Source organism: Mycobacterium sp., from assembly GCF_019243155.1.
Classification (GTDB): domain Bacteria; phylum Actinomycetota; class Actinomycetes; order Mycobacteriales; family Mycobacteriaceae; genus Mycobacterium.
Map to the genome: position 1 here is coordinate 1 of NZ_JAFAUS010000093.1, position 18,809 is coordinate 18,809.

At 68.1% G+C, this 18,809-nt stretch carries 16 protein-coding genes; 9 read left to right on the forward strand and 7 right to left on the reverse strand.

Annotation, left to right across the window (positions count from 1 at the left end):
- Positions 1-116: 116 nt before the first annotated feature.
- The 4 genes from JOZ00_RS04665 (at position 117) to JOZ00_RS04680 (ending at position 4,013) form a co-directional block, all read left to right on the forward strand.
- Positions 117-1,010, forward strand: coding sequence for a sulfurtransferase (locus tag JOZ00_RS04665; protein WP_293340305.1), 894 nt, complete (start codon positions 117-119; stop codon positions 1,008-1,010).
- On the forward strand, positions 1,007-1,426 hold the full coding sequence (locus JOZ00_RS04670) for a SufE family protein (protein ID WP_293340308.1): 420 nt from the start codon (positions 1,007-1,009) through the stop codon (positions 1,424-1,426). Before JOZ00_RS04665 ends, JOZ00_RS04670 begins: the two co-directional genes overlap by 4 nt.
- A 137-nt stretch (positions 1,427-1,563) precedes the next feature.
- On the forward strand, positions 1,564-3,360 hold the full coding sequence (locus JOZ00_RS04675; protein WP_293340311.1) for an acetyl/propionyl/methylcrotonyl-CoA carboxylase subunit alpha: 1,797 nt from the start codon (positions 1,564-1,566) through the stop codon (positions 3,358-3,360).
- Between the two features lie 212 nt (positions 3,361-3,572).
- Positions 3,573-4,013 (forward strand): STAS domain-containing protein, encoded by a 441-nt coding sequence (locus tag JOZ00_RS04680; protein ID WP_293340314.1) that lies wholly within the window; start codon positions 3,573-3,575, stop codon positions 4,011-4,013.
- Here the strand turns inward: JOZ00_RS04680 and JOZ00_RS04685 are convergent.
- From JOZ00_RS04685 to JOZ00_RS04710, 6 genes are all read right to left on the reverse strand, one after another.
- Positions 3,984-4,772, reverse strand: a complete 789-nt coding sequence (locus tag JOZ00_RS04685) for an RNA polymerase sigma factor SigF (RefSeq protein ID WP_293340317.1) — start codon at positions 4,770-4,772, stop codon at positions 3,984-3,986. The two genes, JOZ00_RS04680 and JOZ00_RS04685, sit on opposite strands and share 30 nt — an antisense overlap.
- Complete coding sequence (locus JOZ00_RS04690) at positions 4,769-5,206, reverse strand: ATP-binding protein (protein WP_293340320.1); 438 nt, start codon at positions 5,204-5,206, stop codon at positions 4,769-4,771. Before JOZ00_RS04690 ends, JOZ00_RS04685 begins: the two co-directional genes overlap by 4 nt.
- A 509-nt stretch (positions 5,207-5,715) precedes the next feature.
- Complete coding sequence (gene usfY, locus JOZ00_RS04695; RefSeq protein WP_293340323.1) at positions 5,716-6,027, reverse strand: protein UsfY; 312 nt, start codon at positions 6,025-6,027, stop codon at positions 5,716-5,718.
- Positions 6,028-6,121: 94 nt separating this feature from the next.
- Entirely contained in the window at positions 6,122-6,505 is a 384-nt protein-coding gene (locus JOZ00_RS04700) for a hypothetical protein (protein ID WP_293340325.1), read from the reverse strand.
- Positions 6,506-6,706: 201 nt separating this feature from the next.
- Entirely contained in the window at positions 6,707-8,047 is a 1,341-nt protein-coding gene (gene lat / locus JOZ00_RS04705) for an L-lysine 6-transaminase (RefSeq protein WP_293340328.1), read from the reverse strand.
- Between the two features lie 52 nt (positions 8,048-8,099).
- Complete coding sequence (locus JOZ00_RS04710; RefSeq protein ID WP_293340331.1) at positions 8,100-8,552, reverse strand: Lrp/AsnC family transcriptional regulator; 453 nt, start codon at positions 8,550-8,552, stop codon at positions 8,100-8,102.
- 42 nt (positions 8,553-8,594) lie between these two features.
- On the opposite strand from JOZ00_RS04710, the gene JOZ00_RS04715 reads away from it, so the two are divergent.
- The 5 genes from JOZ00_RS04715 to nei2 all read left to right on the forward strand — a co-directional run bounded on the left by JOZ00_RS04715 (position 8,595) and on the right by nei2 (position 17,618).
- On the forward strand, positions 8,595-9,839 hold the full coding sequence (locus JOZ00_RS04715) for a DUF1338 family protein (protein WP_293340334.1): 1,245 nt from the start codon (positions 8,595-8,597) through the stop codon (positions 9,837-9,839).
- Between the two features lie 155 nt (positions 9,840-9,994).
- Entirely contained in the window at positions 9,995-11,515 is a 1,521-nt protein-coding gene (locus JOZ00_RS04720) for an aldehyde dehydrogenase family protein (RefSeq protein ID WP_293340337.1), read from the forward strand.
- A 46-nt stretch (positions 11,516-11,561) separates the two neighbouring features.
- Positions 11,562-12,233, forward strand: coding sequence for a TetR/AcrR family transcriptional regulator (locus JOZ00_RS04725; RefSeq protein ID WP_293340340.1), 672 nt, complete (start codon positions 11,562-11,564; stop codon positions 12,231-12,233).
- Between the two features lie 37 nt (positions 12,234-12,270).
- Positions 12,271-16,860, forward strand: a complete 4,590-nt coding sequence (locus JOZ00_RS04730; protein ID WP_293340343.1) for an ATP-dependent helicase — start codon at positions 12,271-12,273, stop codon at positions 16,858-16,860.
- A 2-nt stretch (positions 16,861-16,862) separates the two neighbouring features.
- Positions 16,863-17,618, forward strand: coding sequence for an endonuclease VIII Nei2 (gene nei2, locus JOZ00_RS04735; RefSeq protein WP_293340346.1), 756 nt, complete (start codon positions 16,863-16,865; stop codon positions 17,616-17,618).
- On the opposite strand, the gene JOZ00_RS04740 is transcribed toward nei2, so the two are convergent.
- The gene (locus tag JOZ00_RS04740; protein WP_293340349.1) at positions 17,619-18,536 is read right to left on the reverse strand and encodes a PHB depolymerase family esterase; all 918 of its coding nucleotides are present in this window, start codon (positions 18,534-18,536) and stop codon (positions 17,619-17,621) included. It lies immediately after the preceding gene.
- Positions 18,537-18,809 lie beyond the last annotated feature (273 nt).

Here is an 18,809-nt window from a genome sequence, read left to right on the forward strand (position 1 = left end):
CCAGGGCGCTGCTGCAGCGGGTCGGCGTGTCGATCGCCGAACTGTGGGCCGCCAACCCGGTCGGACGTCGATCTCGCGGTGAAAACTGACGACGGATTGGCGGGTAGGCTCGCGGTGTGCCGCTACCCGCAGACCCCAGCCCGACGCTGAGCGCCTACGCCCACCCGGAACGGCTGGTCACCGCCGACTGGCTGGCTGGCAATCTGGGCCGACCCGGACTCGCCATCGTCGAGTCCGATGAAGACGTGCTGCTCTACGACGTCGGCCACATTCCCGGCGCGGTCAAGATCGACTGGCACACCGACCTCAACGACCCGCGAGTCCGCGATTACATCACCGGCGAGCAGTTCGCCGAGTTGATGGATCGCAAGGGCATCGCTCGCGACGACACCGTGGTGATCTACGGCGACAAGAGCAACTGGTGGGCCGCCTACGCGCTGTGGGTGTTCACGCTGTTCGGCCACCCCGACGTCCGCCTGCTCAACGGCGGACGGGACCTGTGGCTGTCGGACCGCCGGGACACCACCCTGGACGTGCCGACCAAGACCTCGACCGGCTACCCCGTCGTGCAGCGCAACGACGAACCGATCCGCGCCTTTAAGGACGACGTGCTGGGCATCCTCGGCCGCCAGCCGCTGATCGACGTCCGCTCGCCCGACGAGTACACGGGCAAACGCACCCACATGCCCGACTACCCCGAGGAAGGCGCGCTGCGCGCCGGCCACATCCCCACCGCCCGGTCGATTCCGTGGGGCAAGGCAGCCGACGACACCGGTCGATTCCGCAGCCGTGACGAGCTTGAGGAGCTGTACGGCTTCCTCGAGCCAGACGACAAGACCGTCGTGTACTGCCGCATCGGCGAGCGCTCCAGCCATACGTGGTTCGTGCTCACGCACCTGCTGGGCAAGCCCGGGGTGCGCAACTACGACGGGTCCTGGACGGAGTGGGGCAACACCGTGCGGGTGCCGATCGTCGCGGGCGAAGAACCGGGGACCGTTCCGTTCCGATGAGTCTGCCCGCGCCGCTGGCCGAAGTGGTGTCCGACTTCGCCGAGGTCGAGGGCCAGGACAAGCTGAGGCTGCTACTCGAATTCGCCGACGAGCTGCCGGACCTGCCACCGGAATTGGAAGAGCAGGCCATGGAGCCGGTGCCCGAATGCCAGACTCCGCTGTTCATGCACGTCGACGCCAGCGACCCCAATCGTGTCCGGTTGCACTTCAGCGCGCCCGCCGAATCGCCGACCACCCGGGGGTTCGCGTCGATCCTGGCGACCGGTCTCGACGAACAGCCGGCCGCCGACATTCTGGCGGTGCCCGAAGATTTCTACGCCGACCTCGGGCTGGCCGCCCTGATCAGCCCGCTGCGGTTGCGCGGCATGTCCGCGATGCTCGCCCGAATCAAGCGGCGGCTGCGCGAGTCCGCCTGACGCACGTCCTTCTAGAAATCCGACACCGCCTCATCGGCGCGACGGCGCGGCGCTTAGACTTCCTACGAGTTGTAAGAAACTCTCTTAAAGAAGCCAGCAGAAACCCCGTCTGCCAAAGATGCCAAACAGGAGGCGCAGTGGCCAATCACGCCAGCTCGAGGATCTCCAAGGTGCTCGTCGCCAACCGCGGCGAGATCGCTGTCCGGGTGATCCGCGCGGCCCGCGATGCGGGCCTGCCCAGCGTGGCGGTGTACGCCGAGCCCGACGCCGACGCGCCGCACGTGCGTCTGGCCGACGAGGCGTTCGCCCTGGGCGGTCAGACGTCCGCGGAGTCCTACCTGGACTTCGGGAAGCTGCTTGACGCGGCCGCCAAGTCCGGCGCGAACGCCGTCCACCCCGGATACGGATTCCTCTCGGAGAACGCCGATTTCGCCCAAGCGGTGCTCGACGCCGGCCTGATCTGGATCGGGCCCACCCCGCAGTCGATCCGCGATCTCGGTGACAAGGTCACCGCCCGCCACATCGCTGCACGCGCGCAGGCGCCGCTGGTGCCCGGCACCCCGGACCCGGTCAAGGACGCCGACGAGGTGGTGGCCTTCGCCAAGGAGTACGGCGTGCCGATCGCCATCAAGGCGGCCTTCGGTGGCGGCGGCCGCGGCATGAAGGTGGCCCGCAGCATCGAAGAGATCCCCGAGCTGTTCGAGTCCGCCACCCGCGAGGCGGTCGCGGCCTTCGGTCGCGGCGAGTGCTTCGTCGAGCGCTACCTGGACAAGCCGCGCCACGTCGAGGCCCAGGTGATCGCCGACCAGCACGGCAACGTCATCGTCGCCGGCACCCGCGACTGCTCCCTGCAGCGACGTTTTCAGAAGCTGGTGGAAGAGGCGCCCGCGCCGTTCCTGACCGACGCGCAGCGCAAGGAGATTCACGAGTCGGCCAAGCGCATCTGCAAAGAGGCGCACTACTACGGCGCCGGCACCGTCGAGTACCTGGTCGGCCAGGACGGCCTGATCTCCTTCCTGGAGGTCAACACGCGTCTGCAGGTCGAGCACCCGGTCACCGAGGAGACCGCGGGCATCGACCTCGTCCTGCAGCAGTTCAAGATCGCCAACGGCGAGAAGCTCGACCTCACCGAGGACCCGACGCCGCGCGGGCACGCCATCGAGTTCCGGATCAACGGCGAGGACGCCGGCCGCGGCTTCCTGCCCGCACCCGGTCCGGTCACCCGCTACGACATCCCCACCGGGCCCGGTGTCCGGCTGGACTCCGGTGTCGAGGCGGGTTCGGTGATCGGCGGCCAGTTCGACTCGATGCTGTCCAAGCTGATCGTGTACGGCGCCACCCGCGAGGAGGCGCTCGCCCGCTCCCGCCGGGCCCTGGACGAATTCCACGTCGAAGGCCTGGCCACCGTCATCCCGTTCCACCGCGCCGTGGTGTCCGACCCCGCCTTCATCGGGGACGACAACGGCTTCTCGGTCCACACGCGCTGGATCGAGACCGAGTGGGACAACACCGTCGAGCCCTTCACCGGCGGCGAGCCCCTCGACGAAGAGGACTCCCGGCCCCGGCAGAAGGTGGTCGTCGAGGTCGGCGGCCGTCGGATCGAGGTGTCGCTGCCCGGTGATCTGGCACTGTCCAACGGCGGCGCCGCCGACCCGGCCGGCGTCATCCGCAAGAAGCCGAAGGCACGCAAGCGTGGGTCGCACGCGGGCGCGGCCGCGTCCGGGGATGCGGTCACCGCACCGATGCAGGGCACCGTCGTGAAGGTCGCCGTCTCCGAGGGTCAGGAGGTCGCCACCGGCGATCTGGTGGTCGTTCTCGAGGCGATGAAGATGGAGAATCCGGTCACTGCGCACAAGGACGGTGTCATCACCGGGCTCGCAGTCGAGGCCGGTGCCGCCATCACTCAGGGCACTGTGCTCGCCGAGATCAAGTAACGGCGTTCGCGCAGACTGACGCGGGAAGCAGCGTTCCTGAGAATTAGCTCGGAACGTTGTCGCTGTCGCGGCGCCGCGGGTACAGTTCGGGACAGGTTGAGTTCACAGCCTCCCGGGATACTTGGCGACGTGGGGGCGGCCGGAACTCCCTCCCTCTCCGAACTTTTTCTGCGCGCCTGACGTGTTCCACAGCAGGAATCCTCCTGGAATGGATGGAGTCAGCAATGTCTGTGATTCACTCTTGGCAGCAAAGCCGCACCGCGCAGTTCACCGCGAGCTGGGGCCCGTCGGGCACCGTGATCGCGGTCGAAGGTGAACTCGACGCCGCCAATGCCGACGAGCTCGCGGCATACGTACAACAGAGCACCAAGCGATCCAACAAGGTGATCTTGGACCTGCGCAACCTGAAATTCATTGGGACCGCAGGTTTTTCGGCTCTACACCGGATCAACGTGGTGTGCTCAGGTGCCCAGACGCATTGGGCCATGGCTCCGAGCCCGGCGGTCGCGCGACTGCTGCGGGTTTGCGACCCCGACAGCACGTTGCCGGTGACGATGGTCAAGGACGAGCCGTTGCTGGCACCGCTGTCAGGCGAGGACGACGAAAAGCCCTGGCCCCGGCCGCTATTGCAACTGGTCCCGCAGCCGCGTTAGGGATTTGGCCAGCAGCCGCGACACGTGCATCTGGGAGATGCCGACCCGTTCCGCGATCTGCGTCTGCGTCATCGACTCAAAGAACCTGAGCACCAACACCGTTCGTTCCCGCTCCGGCAGTGCCTCGAGCAACGGGCGCAGCGACTCCTGGTCCTCGATCCGGTCGAGCCCGGTGTCCACGTCGCCCAACGTGTCTGCGATGGCGCGGGCTTCCTCCTCCTCGCCGCCGCCCCCACTGTCGATGGACAAGGTGTTATACGAGCTGCCGGCCACCAGACCCTCGACGACCTCTTCGCGGTCCATGTCGAGCTCTGCGGCGAGTTCCGTTGCGGTGGGCGCTCGTCCGAGCCGTTGGGACAGATCGGCGGTGGCGGTGCCGAGCCGCAAGTGCAGTTCCTTCAGACGCCGCGGAACCTTGACCGACCAACTGTTGTCGCGAAAGTGCCTGCGGACCTCGCCCATGATGGTGGGCACCGCGAACGAGACGAAGTCGGAGCCCGCGTCGACGTCGAAGCGGACCACCGCGTTGACGAGCCCGACCCGCGCCACCTGAACCAGGTCGTCACGCGGTTCCCCGCGGCCCTCGAACCGGCGGGCGATGTGGTCGGCGAGCGGCAGGCAGCGCTCGACGATTTTGTCCCGTTGACGCTGAAATTCCGACGAGTCGGCGGCGATACCGGCCAGCTCGCGGAACATCTCCGGAACATCGGCGTATTCGTTCGGACGCGAAACCGAACCGCCGGCAGGACGGGCTGTCACCTGCTGGAGGCCGCCCGTCGCGCCGTCAGCGTGATACCGAAGACGCTGCCGGTTTCATTGGGTTCGCGGCCGTCGTGAAAAGTCTGGACGTCGTCAGCCAACGACGTCAGCACATGCCAGCTGAAGCTGCCGGGCGCCACCACATCGTGGGTGTCGCACGCGGCGGAGGCTTCGACTACAAGCTGGTCCTCCTGCGGGTCGACGACGACGATCAGCGTCGCGTCGGGGGTGGCACAGCGGATCAACCGGGTGCACACCTCGTCGACCGCGAGCCGCAGGTCCGCCACGGCGTCGAAATCCAGGTCTTCGAAGGTGCCGATCGCGCCGACAAGCGTGCGCAGCATGGCGAGGTTCTCCAGCCGTGCCGCAACGTGTAGCTCTACGGCCCGGTGGCCGCGTTGACGCTTGTTAGCGCGCAATCCCGCATCGTTCATCTGGTCTCCCGGCAACGTTTGACTGACCCTACTACTGGCTTGCAGCCCGCCGTGGACCGTACGTTCGAGCCGGTTAGTCATGATCGCCGCCGGACAATCCGCCCGAAAACGACGGAATGGACGGGCCTGACATTACCGATACAGTCCGCCCGCGCCGGCTGGGGCGCGTCGCGGTAATCGCCGGGATCACGCTGGTCGTATTGAGGCTGTTTGCAGTAGGCATTTATGTATGTGTCTTCGTGATCCTGTTCCCCACGTTGGGGCGGCCACGCTAACGCAACCTTTCCGGCTCTGATCATGGTCAAGACTTAATACCCACTGAACGAGGCGGGTAACCCACGATTTTTGCGTCTTGGCGACATTTCGTCTCGCCCGATTCCCGAACAGACCGGCGGGCTTTAAACGGGGTCCGAACCGACGTTAAGCGGTCGCGGACCGAGCCATCGCTACGAGATCGGCATGTTCACGAAAAGGCTTGCTAATCAGACGATTTGAGAAGCCGGCCAGGCTCAGCTGGCGGGCCACTGCCGCTGCACCTCGGGATGTTCGGCGTACCAACGATCCGCAATTCTGCGTATTCGCCGGTGCTCCACAGCCAGCCACACCAAGCCCAAAGTCGTTACTATGACGGCGGTCACACCGGCGGTCATACCCTGGTGATAATGCCCGGTGCCGAAGGCCGCAAGGCTGCCGCACCCGCCGATTACGCCCGCTACGACTAATAGGTAGCCCGGCCAGTGCAATACGTCGATAAGCGATTCGCCGGCCAGGGGTCGCGTCGTCCTGAGATGGTCGACCGGATCATGATAGGTGTCTCCCATGGCTGCTCCTATTTAGATTTTGGACGCCATTCGCAGGGTTGCACTATCAACGTTAGATCTCACTCAATGGTTTTGGCGAGGCCCGGTCACAAGCTCAGAGAGCCAGTACCGGTCCGGCGATCGGCGCAACGCCCATGGCGACCATCACCACCATCAACGTCAGCAGGAACCAGCCGGCGCCGTGCCACCCCCACCAGGTGCCCTCGGCCTTCCAGACCCGGTAGGTGCGCCAGAACGCCCACAACCCCGCGGCCAGCAGGATCCCCGGTCCCCCGAGGGCCAATAACGTCCGCTGGGGTGGGCCGCAGGCCACCGTGTCGACGCCCGTTCCCGGGCAGGTGCTCACCCAGAGGGCGGCCAGCACCAGGAAGCCGACTGCCAGGACCGCCGCCACGACCGCAAACCGAATGGCGGCGCGCACTTCGCCGTCTTCCTGCCCTAAGCGATCGCCGTGTGATCGCTCATCTGCTTTCGGCATCTGAGAACCTCACATTATTTTCCGCATCCGGCTGTTGTCGGTCGCCCGGATATTCTTATTCAATCGTTCGCTGCGGCCAATTAGTTACCGCCGCGGGAGAATTCTTCAATCCCCTGGCGGCGCTCGCTACGATGCGAAGTTTGCATGGCACGACATACCCGGCGGTAAACAGGGTAAACCGGTCCGGGTCGAAATCACCGATCACGCCATCGCGGCCAGGGCGCCCCGCACGGCGCCGATAGCCGCGTCGAGCTCCGCTCGCGACACCGTCAGCGCCGGGCGGAACCGGACGCCGTCGGGACCGGACACCAACGCGATCACGCCACGTCGCCACAGCAGGCGGATCAGCTCATCGCGGTCGGCCGCGGTCGGCAGGCTGAACGCACACATCAGGCCGCGACCCCGCGGATCGAGCACGACGCCGGGAAAGTCGTGCGCCAGCTCGTCGAGGCGGGCCCGCAGGTACGCACCCTGTTCGGCGGCGCGGTCGAACAGTTCGTCGCTCTCGATCACTTCGAGGATGCGACGTGCCCGCACCATGTCGGCGAGGTTGCCGCCCCACGTCGAGTTGATCCGGCTGCTGAGCGCGAAGACGTTGTCGGCGATCTCGTCGACCCGCCGGCCCGCCATGATCCCGCAGACCTGCGTCTTCTTGCCGAACGCGACGACATCGGGTTGCACGCCCAATTGCTGGTACGCCCAAGCGGTTCCGGTCACGCCGCAGCCGGTCTGCACCTCGTCGAAGATCAGCAGCGCGTCGTAGGCGTCGCACAACTCCCGCATCGCCGCGAAGAAGCCGGGGCGGAAGTGCCGGTCACCGCCTTCGCCCTGGATCGGCTCGGCCACAAAGCATGCGATGTCGTGCGGGTGCGCCTCGAACGCGTCCCGCGCCTGGCGCAGCGACTCGAACTCCAGCGCGTCCATGTCGGCACCGGTCCGGATGTAGGGCGCGTCGATCCGCGGCCAGTCGAACTTGGGGAAGCGCGCCACGGTGAGCGGCTTGGTGTTGGTCAGCGACAGGGTGTAGCCGCTGCGCCCGTGAAATGCGCCGCGCAAGTGCAGCACCCGGGTGCCGAGCGCCGGATCGATGCCGTGTTTCTCGTTGTGCCGGCTCTTGAAGTCGAACGCCACTTTGAGCGCGTTCTCCACCGCGAGCGCGCCGCCGTCGACGAAGAACAGGTGTGGCAGTTCCGGGTCGCCGAGCACCCGGGCGAAGGTCTGGACGAAGCCGGCCATCGGCGCCGAGTAGACGTCGGAATTGCTGGGCTTGTTCAGCGCCGCCGCGGCGAGTTCGGCGCGAAAATCTTCGTCGTCGGCCAGGGCCGGGTGGTTCATGCCCAGCGCCGACGAGGCGAAGAACGTGAACATGTCCAGGTAGCGCCGGCCGTCGCGGGCGTCGACGAGGTACGAACCGGCGGAGCGGGTCAGATCGAGCACGAAGTCGAAACCGTCGACCAGAATGCTGCGTGCCAGCACCTCGTGGACCTGGTCGGGTGCGGTGTGCCGATCGGTGCGGGTGAAGGTGTCCAGGGTGGCGGTCATGGCGCTCATAGTAGCGTATCTTTACGGAATTATGACGCCTCAACAGGATATTTTACGGTATATGCTGCCGATTACTGTAAAAAGTATTCAATATGATGGTGCTTCGAGTCTTGACGTTCGCGGCCGTGCGGATCCGCTGAAGCAGGTCCTCGAGGGCGCGTGCGGACTCGACGCGCACCAGCAGGATGTAGCTCTCATCCCCGGCCACCGAATGACACGACTCGATCTCCGCGATGTGCTCCAGCCGGGCGGGCGCATCATCGGGTTGAGAGGGATCCAGAGGAGTGATGGCCACGAACGCCGACAGCTTGTGCCCGACCGCCTCAGGGTCGATGCGCGCAGAATACCCCGACACCACGCCGCGGGATTCCAGCCGGCGCACCCGCGACTGGACCGCCGACACCGACAGCCCGGCGCTGGCGGCCAGCTCCGCCAGGGTGGCCCGTCCGTTGGCGACCAGCTGGCGCACCAGGATCCGGTCGATGTCGTCGATCGAGTCACTCATGGCCGGAGATTATCGCAACCCGGCGGCATCGGTGGGTGTGCCGTGAGCTCGCGGAAAAGACTGGCGACCTGGCAGCTTCGCGCGCAGTTCGCCGCCGGCTTGTCGGCGATGTATGCCGGCGAGGTGCCCGCGTACGCGACGCTGGTCGAGGTGACCGGGCAAGTCAACGCCGATTATGTGGCGCGCCACCACGACGCCGAACGGCTCGGTTCGGTCGGGCGGGTCACCGCCGAGCGGCACGGCGCCATCCGAGTGGGCAGCCCGACCGAATTGGCTGCCGTCGCTGAAGTGTTCGCCGCGTTCGGCATGTTGCCGGTGGGCTACTACGACCTGCGCTCGGCGGCGTCACCCGTCCCCGTGGTGTCGACGGCGTTTCGGCCCGTCGACGCAGAAGAATTGTCGCTCAACCCTTTTCGCGTGTTCACTTCCATGTTGGCCGCCCGCGACGCCCGCTACTTCGACGGCGACCTGCGCACGCGGGTACAGACGTTCTTGATGAGGCGCCAATTGTTCGACCCCGCCCTGCTCGCTCACGCGCGGACCATCGCCGCCGACCGTGGCTGCGTTGCCGACGAAGCCGAAGCCTTTGTCGCGGCGGCCGTGTCGGCGTTCGCGCTGTCGCGCGAGCCGATCGACAAATCCTGGTACGACGAGTTGTCGCGGGTGTCGGCCGTGGCCGCCGACATCGCCGGTGTCGGGTCAACCCACATCAACCACCTGACGCCGCGGGTGCTCGACATCGACGAGCTCTACCGCCGGATGACGCAGCGCGGCATCACCATGATCGACGCCATCCAGGGCCCGCCGCGCACCGACGGGCCGGCGGTGCTGCTGCGCCAGACCTCATTTCGCGCCCTCGCCGAGCCGCGTCGGTTCCGCAATCGCGACGGCACGCTCGTCAACGGCAACCTGCGGGTGCGGTTCGGTGAGGTCGAGGCGCGCGGCGTCGCGCTGACCCCACGCGGACGCAAGCGCTACGACGCGGCGATGGCCGCGCCGAACCCGGTCCGCGCCTGGTCGCACCACTTTCCGTCGACCGATAAGGAGATGGCCGCCGACGGTCTCGCCTATTACCGCCGCGGCAACCCATCGGCGCCGATCGTCTACGAGGATTTCCTGCCCGCCTCGGCGGCGGGCATCTTCCGGTCGAACCTGGACCGCGACCCGGGGGCCCCCAGCTTCACTACTGCGGCCGACGATTCCGGGTACGACGTGCAGTGGCTGGCCGGGGCCATCGACCGCGAGATCTTCGACCCGTACGAGCTTTACTCGAAGGAGGCGTTATGACCGCGCCGGCGACGATGCAGAGCGAAGCGATGAGGAGGAGTGGCGCCAAATGACTGCGCCGCCGACGATGCAGAGCGAAGCGATGAGAAGGAGCGGCGCCAAATGACCGCGCCGGCGACGATGCAGAGCGAAGCGATGAGGAGGAGTGGCGCCAAATGACAGAGCAACTGCGCGCCCAGGCGAGTGCCGCCCTGAAAGCGATCGGGGCCATCGGAGCCAATGGAGCCGTTCTCGGCGAGCCCGACGGGCACGGGCTGGCCGCCGGCACGCCGATCACCGGGGAGGTGTTGTTCACCGTCGCGCCCACCACGCCCGAGGAGGCCGAGCGGGCGATCGCCGATGCGGCGCAAGCGTTTTCGGTGTGGCGGAGCACCCCGGCGCCGGTGCGCGGCGCGCTGGTGGCCCGCCTCGGCGAACTGCTCACCGAGCACAAGCACGATTTGGCCACGCTGGTGACGATCGAGGTGGGCAAGATCGCATCGGAGGCGGCCGGCGAGGTGCAGGAGATGATCGACGTCTGCCAGTTCGCCGTCGGCCTGTCGCGTCAGCTCTACGGCCTGACCATCGCCTCGGAACGCCCCGGGCATCGCCTGCTGGAGACGTGGCATCCCCTGGGCGTCGTCGGCGTGATCACCGCGTTCAACTTCCCGGTCGCGGTGTGGGCGTGGAACGCCGCAGTGGCGCTGGTGTGCGGCGACACGGTGGTGTGGAAGCCCTCGGAGTTGACGCCGTTGACGGCCCTGGCGTGTCAGGCGCTGATCGGTCGCGCCGCCGCCGACGTCGGGGCCCCGCCCGCGGTGAGCGCTCTGGTGCTGGGCGAGAAGGACCTGGGCGAGCGACTGGTGGACGACCCCCGGATCGCGCTGTTGTCCGCGACCGGTTCGGTGCGAATGGGCCAGGCCGTCGGGCCGCGGGTCGCCGCGCGCTTCGGGCGGGCGCTGCTGGAGTTGGGCGGCAACAACGCCGCCATCGTGACACCGTCGGCCGACCTCAACTTGGCCGTGCGCGCCATCGTGTTCGCCGCCGCGGGCACCGCCGGGCAGCGCTGCACCAGCCTGCGCCGGCTGATCGTGCACCGCTCGGTGGCCGACGAGGTGATCGCCCGGGTCGCGGCCGCGTTCGCAAAGCTGCCCATCGGTGACCCGGCGGCCCACGGAACCCTCGTCGGGCCGCTCATTCACGAGACCGCCTACCGCGACATGGTCGGGGCGCTGGAACTGGCCCAGGCTGACGGTGGCGAGGTGATCGGTGGCGACCGGCACGACGCGGGCCATCCCAGCGCCTACTACGTCGCGCCCGCCCTGGTGCGCATGCCCGGCCAGACCGCCATCGTGGCCACCGAGACGTTCGCACCCATCCTCTACGCGCTGACCTACGACGAGCTCGACGAGGCGGTAGCGCTGAACAACGCGGTGCCGCAAGGGCTTTCGTCGGCGATCTTCACCAACGACCTGCGCGAGGCCGAGCGGTTTCTGGCCGAATCCGACTGTGGCATCGCCAATGTCAACATCGGCACGTCGGGCGCCGAGATCGGCGGCGCATTCGGCGGCGAGAAACAAACAGGTGGCGGGCGGGAGTCCGGCTCCGATTCCTGGAAGGCGTACATGCGCCGAAGTACCAATACCGTCAATTACTCCGGCGAGTTGCCGCTGGCCCAAGGCGTGGAGTTCGGATAAATCCAATGTGGTCGGCGTCTCATGGCTGATGAGTACTATCTGTCACATGCCGACAGCCAGGAGGCGGTTATCCCCCGAGGATCGACGCGCTGAGCTGCTCGCTTTGGGGGCAGAGGTATTTGGGAAACGACCCTACGACGAGGTCCGCATCGACGAAATCGCCGAGCGGGCCGGAGTCTCAAGGGCGTTGATGTACCACTACTTCCCCGACAAGCGAGCGTTCTTCGCCGCGGTCGTGAAGGACGAGGCCGACCGACTCTACGAAGCCACCAACAAAGAGCCGATGGTTGGCCTGACGATGTTCGAAGAGGCGCGCGTCGGCGTCATCGCGTACATGGCCTACCACGAACAGAACCCGGAAGCCGCCTGGGCCGCATACGTCGGGCTGGGCCGCTCCGACCCGGTTCTGCTGGGCGTCGAGGACGACGCCAAGAACCGTCAGCTGGAGCTGATCATGACCCGCATCGGCGAGGTCGTGGTGAAGGTTCCCGGGGCCAAGCTGGAACCGCACGTCGAGCGCGACCTGCGGGTGATCCTGCACGGGTGGCTGGCGTTCACGTTCGAGCTGTGCCGGCAGCGCATCATCGACCCCACCACCAGCGCCGAACGCCTCGCCGACTCGTGCGCCCACGCGCTGCTCGACGCGATCACCCGGGTGCCCGAAATCCCCGAGGAGCTGGCGCACGCGATGGCGACCGCTCGTCACCAACCGCAGTAGCGGACGCCTTGTCAGTGCCCGCTGGCACGATGGCTAGGTGAGCAAACGCGCCGATTCCGACCCCGAGGGCCCCGACGCCCTGGGTCGCTTCAGCACGATCACCCGCGAATGGTTCACCAGCACGTTCGCCACGCCGACCACCGCCCAGGCGCAGGCCTGGAACGCGATCGCCGACGGCGACAACACGCTGGTGATCGCTCCCACCGGTTCGGGCAAGACGCTGGCCGCGTTCCTGTGGGCCCTGGACAGCCTTGCCGGCTCCGCCGAAAAGCCGGCCGGCACCCGCGTGCTGTACGTCTCGCCGCTCAAGGCGCTGGCCGTCGACGTCGAGCGCAACCTGCGCACCCCGCTGGCGGGGCTCACCCGGATCGCCGAACGCCGCGGTCTGCCCGCCCCCGAGATCAGCGTCGGGGTCCGCTCCGGCGATACCCCGCCCGCGCAGCGCCGCCAGCTCATCACCAAGCCGCCCGACGTGCTGATCACCACGCCGGAGTCGCTGTTCCTGATGCTCACCTCGTCCGCACGCGAGACGCTGGCTACCGTGCAGACGGTGATCGTCGACGAGATCCACGCGATCGCCGGCGGAAAGCGCGGCGCGCACCTGGCCATCTCACTCGAGCGGCTGGACGACCTGCGCGAGGGTCGGCGCGCGCAGCGCATCGGGTTGTCGGCCACGGTGCGCCCGCCCGAGGAGCTGGCACGGTTCCTGTCCGGGCAGGCGCCGACGACCATCGTGGCTCCCCCGTCGGCCAAGACCGTCGACCTCACGGTGCAGGTGCCGGTTCCCGACATGACCAACCTGGCGGAGAACAGCATCTGGCCCGACGTCGAGGCGCGCCTGGTCGACCTGATCGAGGCGCACAGCTCGACCATCGTGTTCGCGAACTCGCGGCGGCTGGCCGAACGACTTACCGCCCGGCTGAACGAGATTCATGCCGAGCGCATGGGCATCGAGCGCCCCGCCGATCTCAACCCCAAGGTGGGCGGCGGCGCGCCCGCGCAGCTGATGGGCAGCGGCCAGACCTACGGCGCCGACCCACTATTGGCCCGCGCCCACCACGGCTCGGTCAGTAAGGAACAACGCGCTTTGGTCGAAGAGGACCTCAAGCGAGGGTTGCTCAAGGCGGTGGTGGCGACGTCCAGCCTGGAACTGGGCATCGACATGGGCGCGGTCGATCTGGTGATCCAGGTGGAGGCGCCGCCGTCGGTGGCCAGCGGCCTGCAGCGCATCGGCCGGGCCGGTCATCAGGTCGGCGAGGTCTCGCAGGGCGTGCTGTTTCCCAAGCACCGCACGGACCTGATCGGCTGCGCGGTGAGCGTGCAGCGGATGCTGGCCGGGCAGATCGAGACCATGCGGGTTCCCGCCAACCCGCTCGACATCCTCGCCCAGCAGACGGTGGCGGCGGCCGCGCTGCAGCCACTCGACGCCGACCGGTGGTTCGACACGGTCCGCCGGTCCGCCCCCTTCGCCACGCTGCCGCGCAGCGTCTTCGAGGCCACCCTGGACCTGCTATCCGGCAAGTACCCGTCCACCGAATTCGCCGAGCTGCGACCACGATTGGTCTACGACCGCGACGCAGGCACCCTGACGTCGCGGCCCGGCGCGCAACGGCTGGCCGTGACCTCCGGTGGCGCCATCCCCGATCGCGGGCTGTTCACGGTCTACCTGGCCACGGAATCCGAAAAGCCCTCCCGGGTAGGCGAACTCGATGAGGAGATGGTCTACGAGTCCCGCCCCGGCGACATCATCTCGCTGGGCGCCACCAGTTGGCGGATCACCGAGATCACCCACGACCGGGTGCTGGTGATTCCGGCGCCCGGCCAGCCCGCGCGGTTGCCATTCTGGCGCGGCGACGATGCCGGCCGTCCGGCCGAGCTCGGCGCCGCGCTCGGGGCGTTCACCGGCGAGCTCGCCGGCATGACCCGCGCCGAATTCGACAAGCGTTGTGCGGGTTTGGGTTTCGATGCTTATGCGACCGACAACCTGTGGGGGCTGCTGGACGAGCAGAAGGCGGCCACGTCGGCGGTGCCGACCGACAGCACGCTGCTGGTCGAGCGTTTCCGCGACGAACTGGGCGATTGGCGGGTGATCCTGCATTCGCCGTACGGGCTGCGGGTGAACGGTCCGCTGGCGCTGGCGGTCAGCCGGCGGCTGCGCGAGCGCTACGGCCTCGACGAGAAACCCACCGCCTCCGACGACGGCATCGTGGTGCGGTTGCCCGACACCATGGAAGACGTTGCGCCGGGCGCGGAGTTGTTCGTGTTCGACGCCGACGAGATCGACCCCATCGTCACCGCCGAAGTGGGCGGCTCGGCGCTGTTCGCGTCGCGGTTCCGCGAGTGCGCGGCGCGCGCCCTGCTGCTGCCGCGCCGCCACCCGGGCCGTCGCTCGCCGTTGTGGCAGCAGCGGCAGCGGGCCGCGCAGCTGCTGGAGGTGGCGCGCAAATACCCCGACTTTCCGGTAGTGCTCGAGACCATCCGGGAATGCCTGCAGGACGTCTACGACGTGCCGGCCCTGGTCGGCCTGATGTCGGGCATCGCCCAGCGACGGGTGCGGGTGCTCGAGACGGAGACGCAGCGGCCGTCTCCGTTCGCCGCGTCGCTGTTGTTCGGCTACGTCGGCGCGTTCATGTACGAGGGGGACGCGCCGCTGGCCGAGCGCCGCGCCGCGGCGCTCTCGCTCGACAGCTCGCTGCTGGCCGAGCTGCTCGGCCGGGTGGAGCTGCGCGAGCTGCTCGACCCGGAGATCGTCGCCGCGACCGGCCGGCAGTTACAGCATCTGGCCCCCGACCGCGCGGCCCGCGACGCCGAAGGGGTCGCGGACCTGTTGCGGCTGCTGGGTCCGCTGACCGAGGAGGAGGTCGCGACCCGCGCCGGTGGCGCGGATGTCGGCGGCTGGCTGGAAGGCCTGCGCGCGGCCAGGCGCGCGTTGACGGTGTCGTTCGCCGACCGCACCTGGTGGGTGGCCATCGAGGACATCGGCCGGCTGCGCGACGGGGTCGGCGTTGCGGTTCCGCTGGGCGTGCCGACCGCCTTCACCGAGCAGGTGGCCGACCCGCTGGGCGAGCTGCTGGGCCGATACGCGCGGACCCGCACCCCCTTCACCACCGCGCAGGCCGCCGCCCGATTCGGGCTGGGGCTGCGGGTGACCGCCGACGTGCTGGGCCGGCTGGCCGGTGACGGAAGGCTGGTGCGCGGCGACTTCGTCGCGGCGGACGTCAACGTGGGCGCCGGCAGCGAACAGTGGTGCGACGCCGACGTATTGCGCATCCTGCGGCGGCGCTCGCTGGCGGCGCTGCGGGCCCAGGTCGAACCTGTCAGCACCGCCGCCTACGGGCGGTTCCTGCCCGCCTGGCATCGGGTGGGATCGGCCGATTCTTCCGGTTCCCCAAGCCATTCGGGCCTCGACGGGGTGATGTCGGTGGTCGATCAGCTGGCCGGCATGCGGATGCCGGCCTCGGCGATCGAACCGCTGGTGTTGGGTCCCCGGGTGCGGGACTACTCCCCCGCGATGCTCGACGAACTGCTCGCGGCCGGCGAGGTCACCTGGTCTGGCGCCGGATCGATTTCGAGCAGCGACGGCTGGATCGCGTTGCATGTCAGCGATTCCGCGCCGCTGACGCTGGCCGCGCCCGCCGACATCGACTTCACCGAAGCCCACCGCGCCATCCTGGACTCGCTGGCCGGCGGGGGCGCGTACTTCTTCCGGCAGCTCACACAGGGCGGCCTGCCCGAGAGCGAGCTGAAAAGCGCCCTGTGGGAATTGATCTGGGCCGGTTGGGTCACCGGCGATACGTTCGCGCCGGTGCGCGCCGTCCTCGGCGGCACGGGCACCCGCAGACGCTCCGCCACCGCGCACCGGTCACACCGGCCGCCGCGTCTGAGCCGATACAGCGTCGCGCACGCACAATCTCGCCCCGCCGACCCGACGGTCGCCGGCCGCTGGTCGGCTCTTACGGCGCCCGAACCGGATTCCACCCTGCGCGCCCACTTCCAAGCCGAACAGCTGCTGAGTCGCCACGGCGTGGTGACGCGCGGCGCGGTGGCCGCCGAGGGTGTGCCCGGTGGGTTCGCGACGCTCTACAAGGTGTTGAGCAACTTCGAAGACGCCGGCCGTTGTCAGCGCGGCTATTTCGTCGAGTCGTTGGGCGGCGCGCAGTTCGCCGTCTCCTCGACCGTCGACCGGCTGCGCAACTACACCGACAGCATCGACCCGGAACGGCCGGACTACCGGGCGGTCGTGCTGGCCGCCGCCGACCCGGCCAATCCCTACGGCGCGGCGCTCCCCTGGCCCGCCGCCTCCGGCGGCGACGGCAACGCGCCCGGGGCGCGACCGGGCCGCAAGGCCGGGGCGCTGGTCGTGCTGGTGGACGGCAACCTGGCCTGGTTCCTCGAGCGCGGCGGACGTTCGTTGCTGACGTTCACCGACGACCCGGCCGCCAATCACTCCGCAGCAGTCGCACTGGCGGATCTGGTTGCTGCCAAGCGTGTTTCGTCGATCCTGGTCGAACGCATCGACGGCGTGCCGGCGCTGGCGCCCCGCGCGGGCGGCTCGGAGTCCGCGGCGCTGGACGGGCTCGCGGACGCCGGATTCGCCCGCACCCCGCGCGGAATGCGGCTGCGCTAGCCATGCCCGAGGGCGACACCGTCTGGCACACCGCGGAAGTGCTGCGGCAGCACCTGGCCGGGCGCACGCTGACGCGCTGCGATGTCCGGGTTCCGCGGTACGCCACCGTCGACCTCACCGGGCAGGTGGTGGACGAGGTGCTCAGCCGCGGCAAGCACCTGCTGATCCGGGTGGGTGAGGCCAGCATTCACTCGCATCTGAAGATGGATGGCAGCTGGCGGGTCGGCAATCGTCCGGTACGGGTCGACCATCGCGCGCGAATCGTGTTGGAAGCCGGACCTATTCGGGCCATCGGTGTCGACCTCGGGGTGCTGGAGATCCTGGAGCGCGACCATGACGAGGACGCCGTCGCGCACCTGGGACCCGATCTGCTCGGCGAAAACTGGGACCCCGCCCTTGCCGCCGCCAACCTGATGGCGGCTCCGGATCGGCCGATCAGCGAGGCGCTCTTGGACCAGCGCGTGCTGGCCGGCATCGGCAACGTCTACTGCAACGAATTGTGTTTCGTCAGCGGGCATCTGCCCACCGCGCCGATGAGTGCGATCGCCGATCCGCTCCGGCTGGTATCCCGTGCACGAGACATGTTGTGGGTCAATCGCTTCCGCTGGAATCGCTGCACCACCGGAAACACCAAGGCCGGGCAGCAGCTGTGGGTGTACGGGCGGACCGGACTCAATTGCCGTCGCTGCGGCACCCGCATCAAGTTCGACGACTCCGGCGAACGGGTGACGTACTGGTGCCCGTCCTGCCAGCGCTGACTAGTCGCGGGCGTGCGCGAGGAAGAACTGTGCGATGGCTTCCGATCCGTCGAGTGCGCGGGTGGTGGACCCGATGACGGCCTTGGGCAGGTATTGCTTGCCGCCCGGCCAGGTGTGGCCGCCGTTGTCGATTTGGTAGAAGACCACTTCGGTGGACGCCGAGCAGCCGGTGGAATCGAACCGGTGCACGACGGTGCCGTCGCCGACGTTGGGCATGTCCTGCACCGACGGATCCCCCTGGCACCCGTCGACGGTGCGCCACTTGTTGACCATGCTGGTGGCCGAAATGGAGTGGCTCATCCCGCCGCGGCCACGCACGTCACCACCTTTGAAGTGCACCACCGGATCGGCGGTTCCGTGCGCTTCCCACACCGATACGGGGCGCGACGGGTTACACGTCACGCCCACACCCATGGTGCCGGCTATCGGCGCGATCGCGGCGAACACGTCTGCGCGGTCGCACCCGAGCTTGTTGGACATGAAGCCCCCATTCGACATCCCGGTGACGAAAACGTGTCCTGGGGCGACGTTGTATTCGTTCTGCAGCTTGCCCGCCAGCCCGACGAGGAAGCCGACGTCGTCGATGTGATGGCGGTCCGCCGGCGAGGCGCCCCGCCCGTCGGCCCAGCTCTTGTCGTAACCGTCGGGGTAGGCCACCACCAGGCCATGGGCATCAGCAACGGCGTCGAAATCGGTCAACCCCCGTTGCCCGATCCCGGTGCCGCCGCCGCCGTGCAGGCTGAGCACCAGGCCGACGGGGTCTCCGGGCGGCACGTGCAGCACGTAAGTTCTGTCTATGCCGCCGGAACGAAAGGTGCCGGAAATGTCTCGAGCGCTGGCCGCAGAGACATGCCGCACGCCACAGCCGGCCAGACATATCGCCACTAGAACAAGCGACAACCATCGCGGGTAAGACATTGTCGTCAAATCACCGGCCACACGTCGGCGAGGGTCCGCCGGTGACGCATAAAAGACGGCGGAGCAAACCTTGGTGGGGCGCAAACCGCACTATCGGCGATACCGCAACGGGTGACGCCGGACATGTGAGCATGCGAACTAGCCTCGCCTCCAGCAAGCAACGGCATTTCTGTTCCACGGGAGTATCACACAATGACGACGACCCGTATTCGCAAACCCGGCACGGCCATGCCCGACATGGTCAATCAGCGCATCCGGCAAAGTCTTTCCGGC

Coding starts and splice junctions, on each gene's coding strand:
- JOZ00_RS04670 (WP_293340308.1), top strand. CDS start 1,007: ATGAGTCTGCCCGCGCCGCTGGCCGAAGTGGTGTCCGACTTCGCCGAG.
- JOZ00_RS04680 (WP_293340314.1), top strand. CDS start 3,573: ATGGAGTCAGCAATGTCTGTGATTCACTCTTGGCAGCAAAGCCGCACC.
- JOZ00_RS04690 (WP_293340320.1), bottom strand. CDS start 5,206: ATGAACGATGCGGGATTGCGCGCTAACAAGCGTCAACGCGGCCACCGG.
- usfY (WP_293340323.1), bottom strand. CDS start 6,027: ATGGGAGACACCTATCATGATCCGGTCGACCATCTCAGGACGACGCGA.
- JOZ00_RS04700 (WP_293340325.1), bottom strand. CDS start 6,505: ATGCCGAAAGCAGATGAGCGATCACACGGCGATCGCTTAGGGCAGGAA.
- lat (WP_293340328.1), bottom strand. CDS start 8,047: ATGACCGCCACCCTGGACACCTTCACCCGCACCGATCGGCACACCGCA.
- JOZ00_RS04710 (WP_293340331.1), bottom strand. CDS start 8,552: ATGAGTGACTCGATCGACGACATCGACCGGATCCTGGTGCGCCAGCTG.
- JOZ00_RS04720 (WP_293340337.1), top strand. CDS start 9,995: ATGACAGAGCAACTGCGCGCCCAGGCGAGTGCCGCCCTGAAAGCGATC.
- JOZ00_RS04725 (WP_293340340.1), top strand. CDS start 11,562: ATGCCGACAGCCAGGAGGCGGTTATCCCCCGAGGATCGACGCGCTGAG.
- nei2 (WP_293340346.1), top strand. CDS start 16,863: ATGCCCGAGGGCGACACCGTCTGGCACACCGCGGAAGTGCTGCGGCAG.
- JOZ00_RS04740 (WP_293340349.1), bottom strand. CDS start 18,536: ATGTCTTACCCGCGATGGTTGTCGCTTGTTCTAGTGGCGATATGTCTG.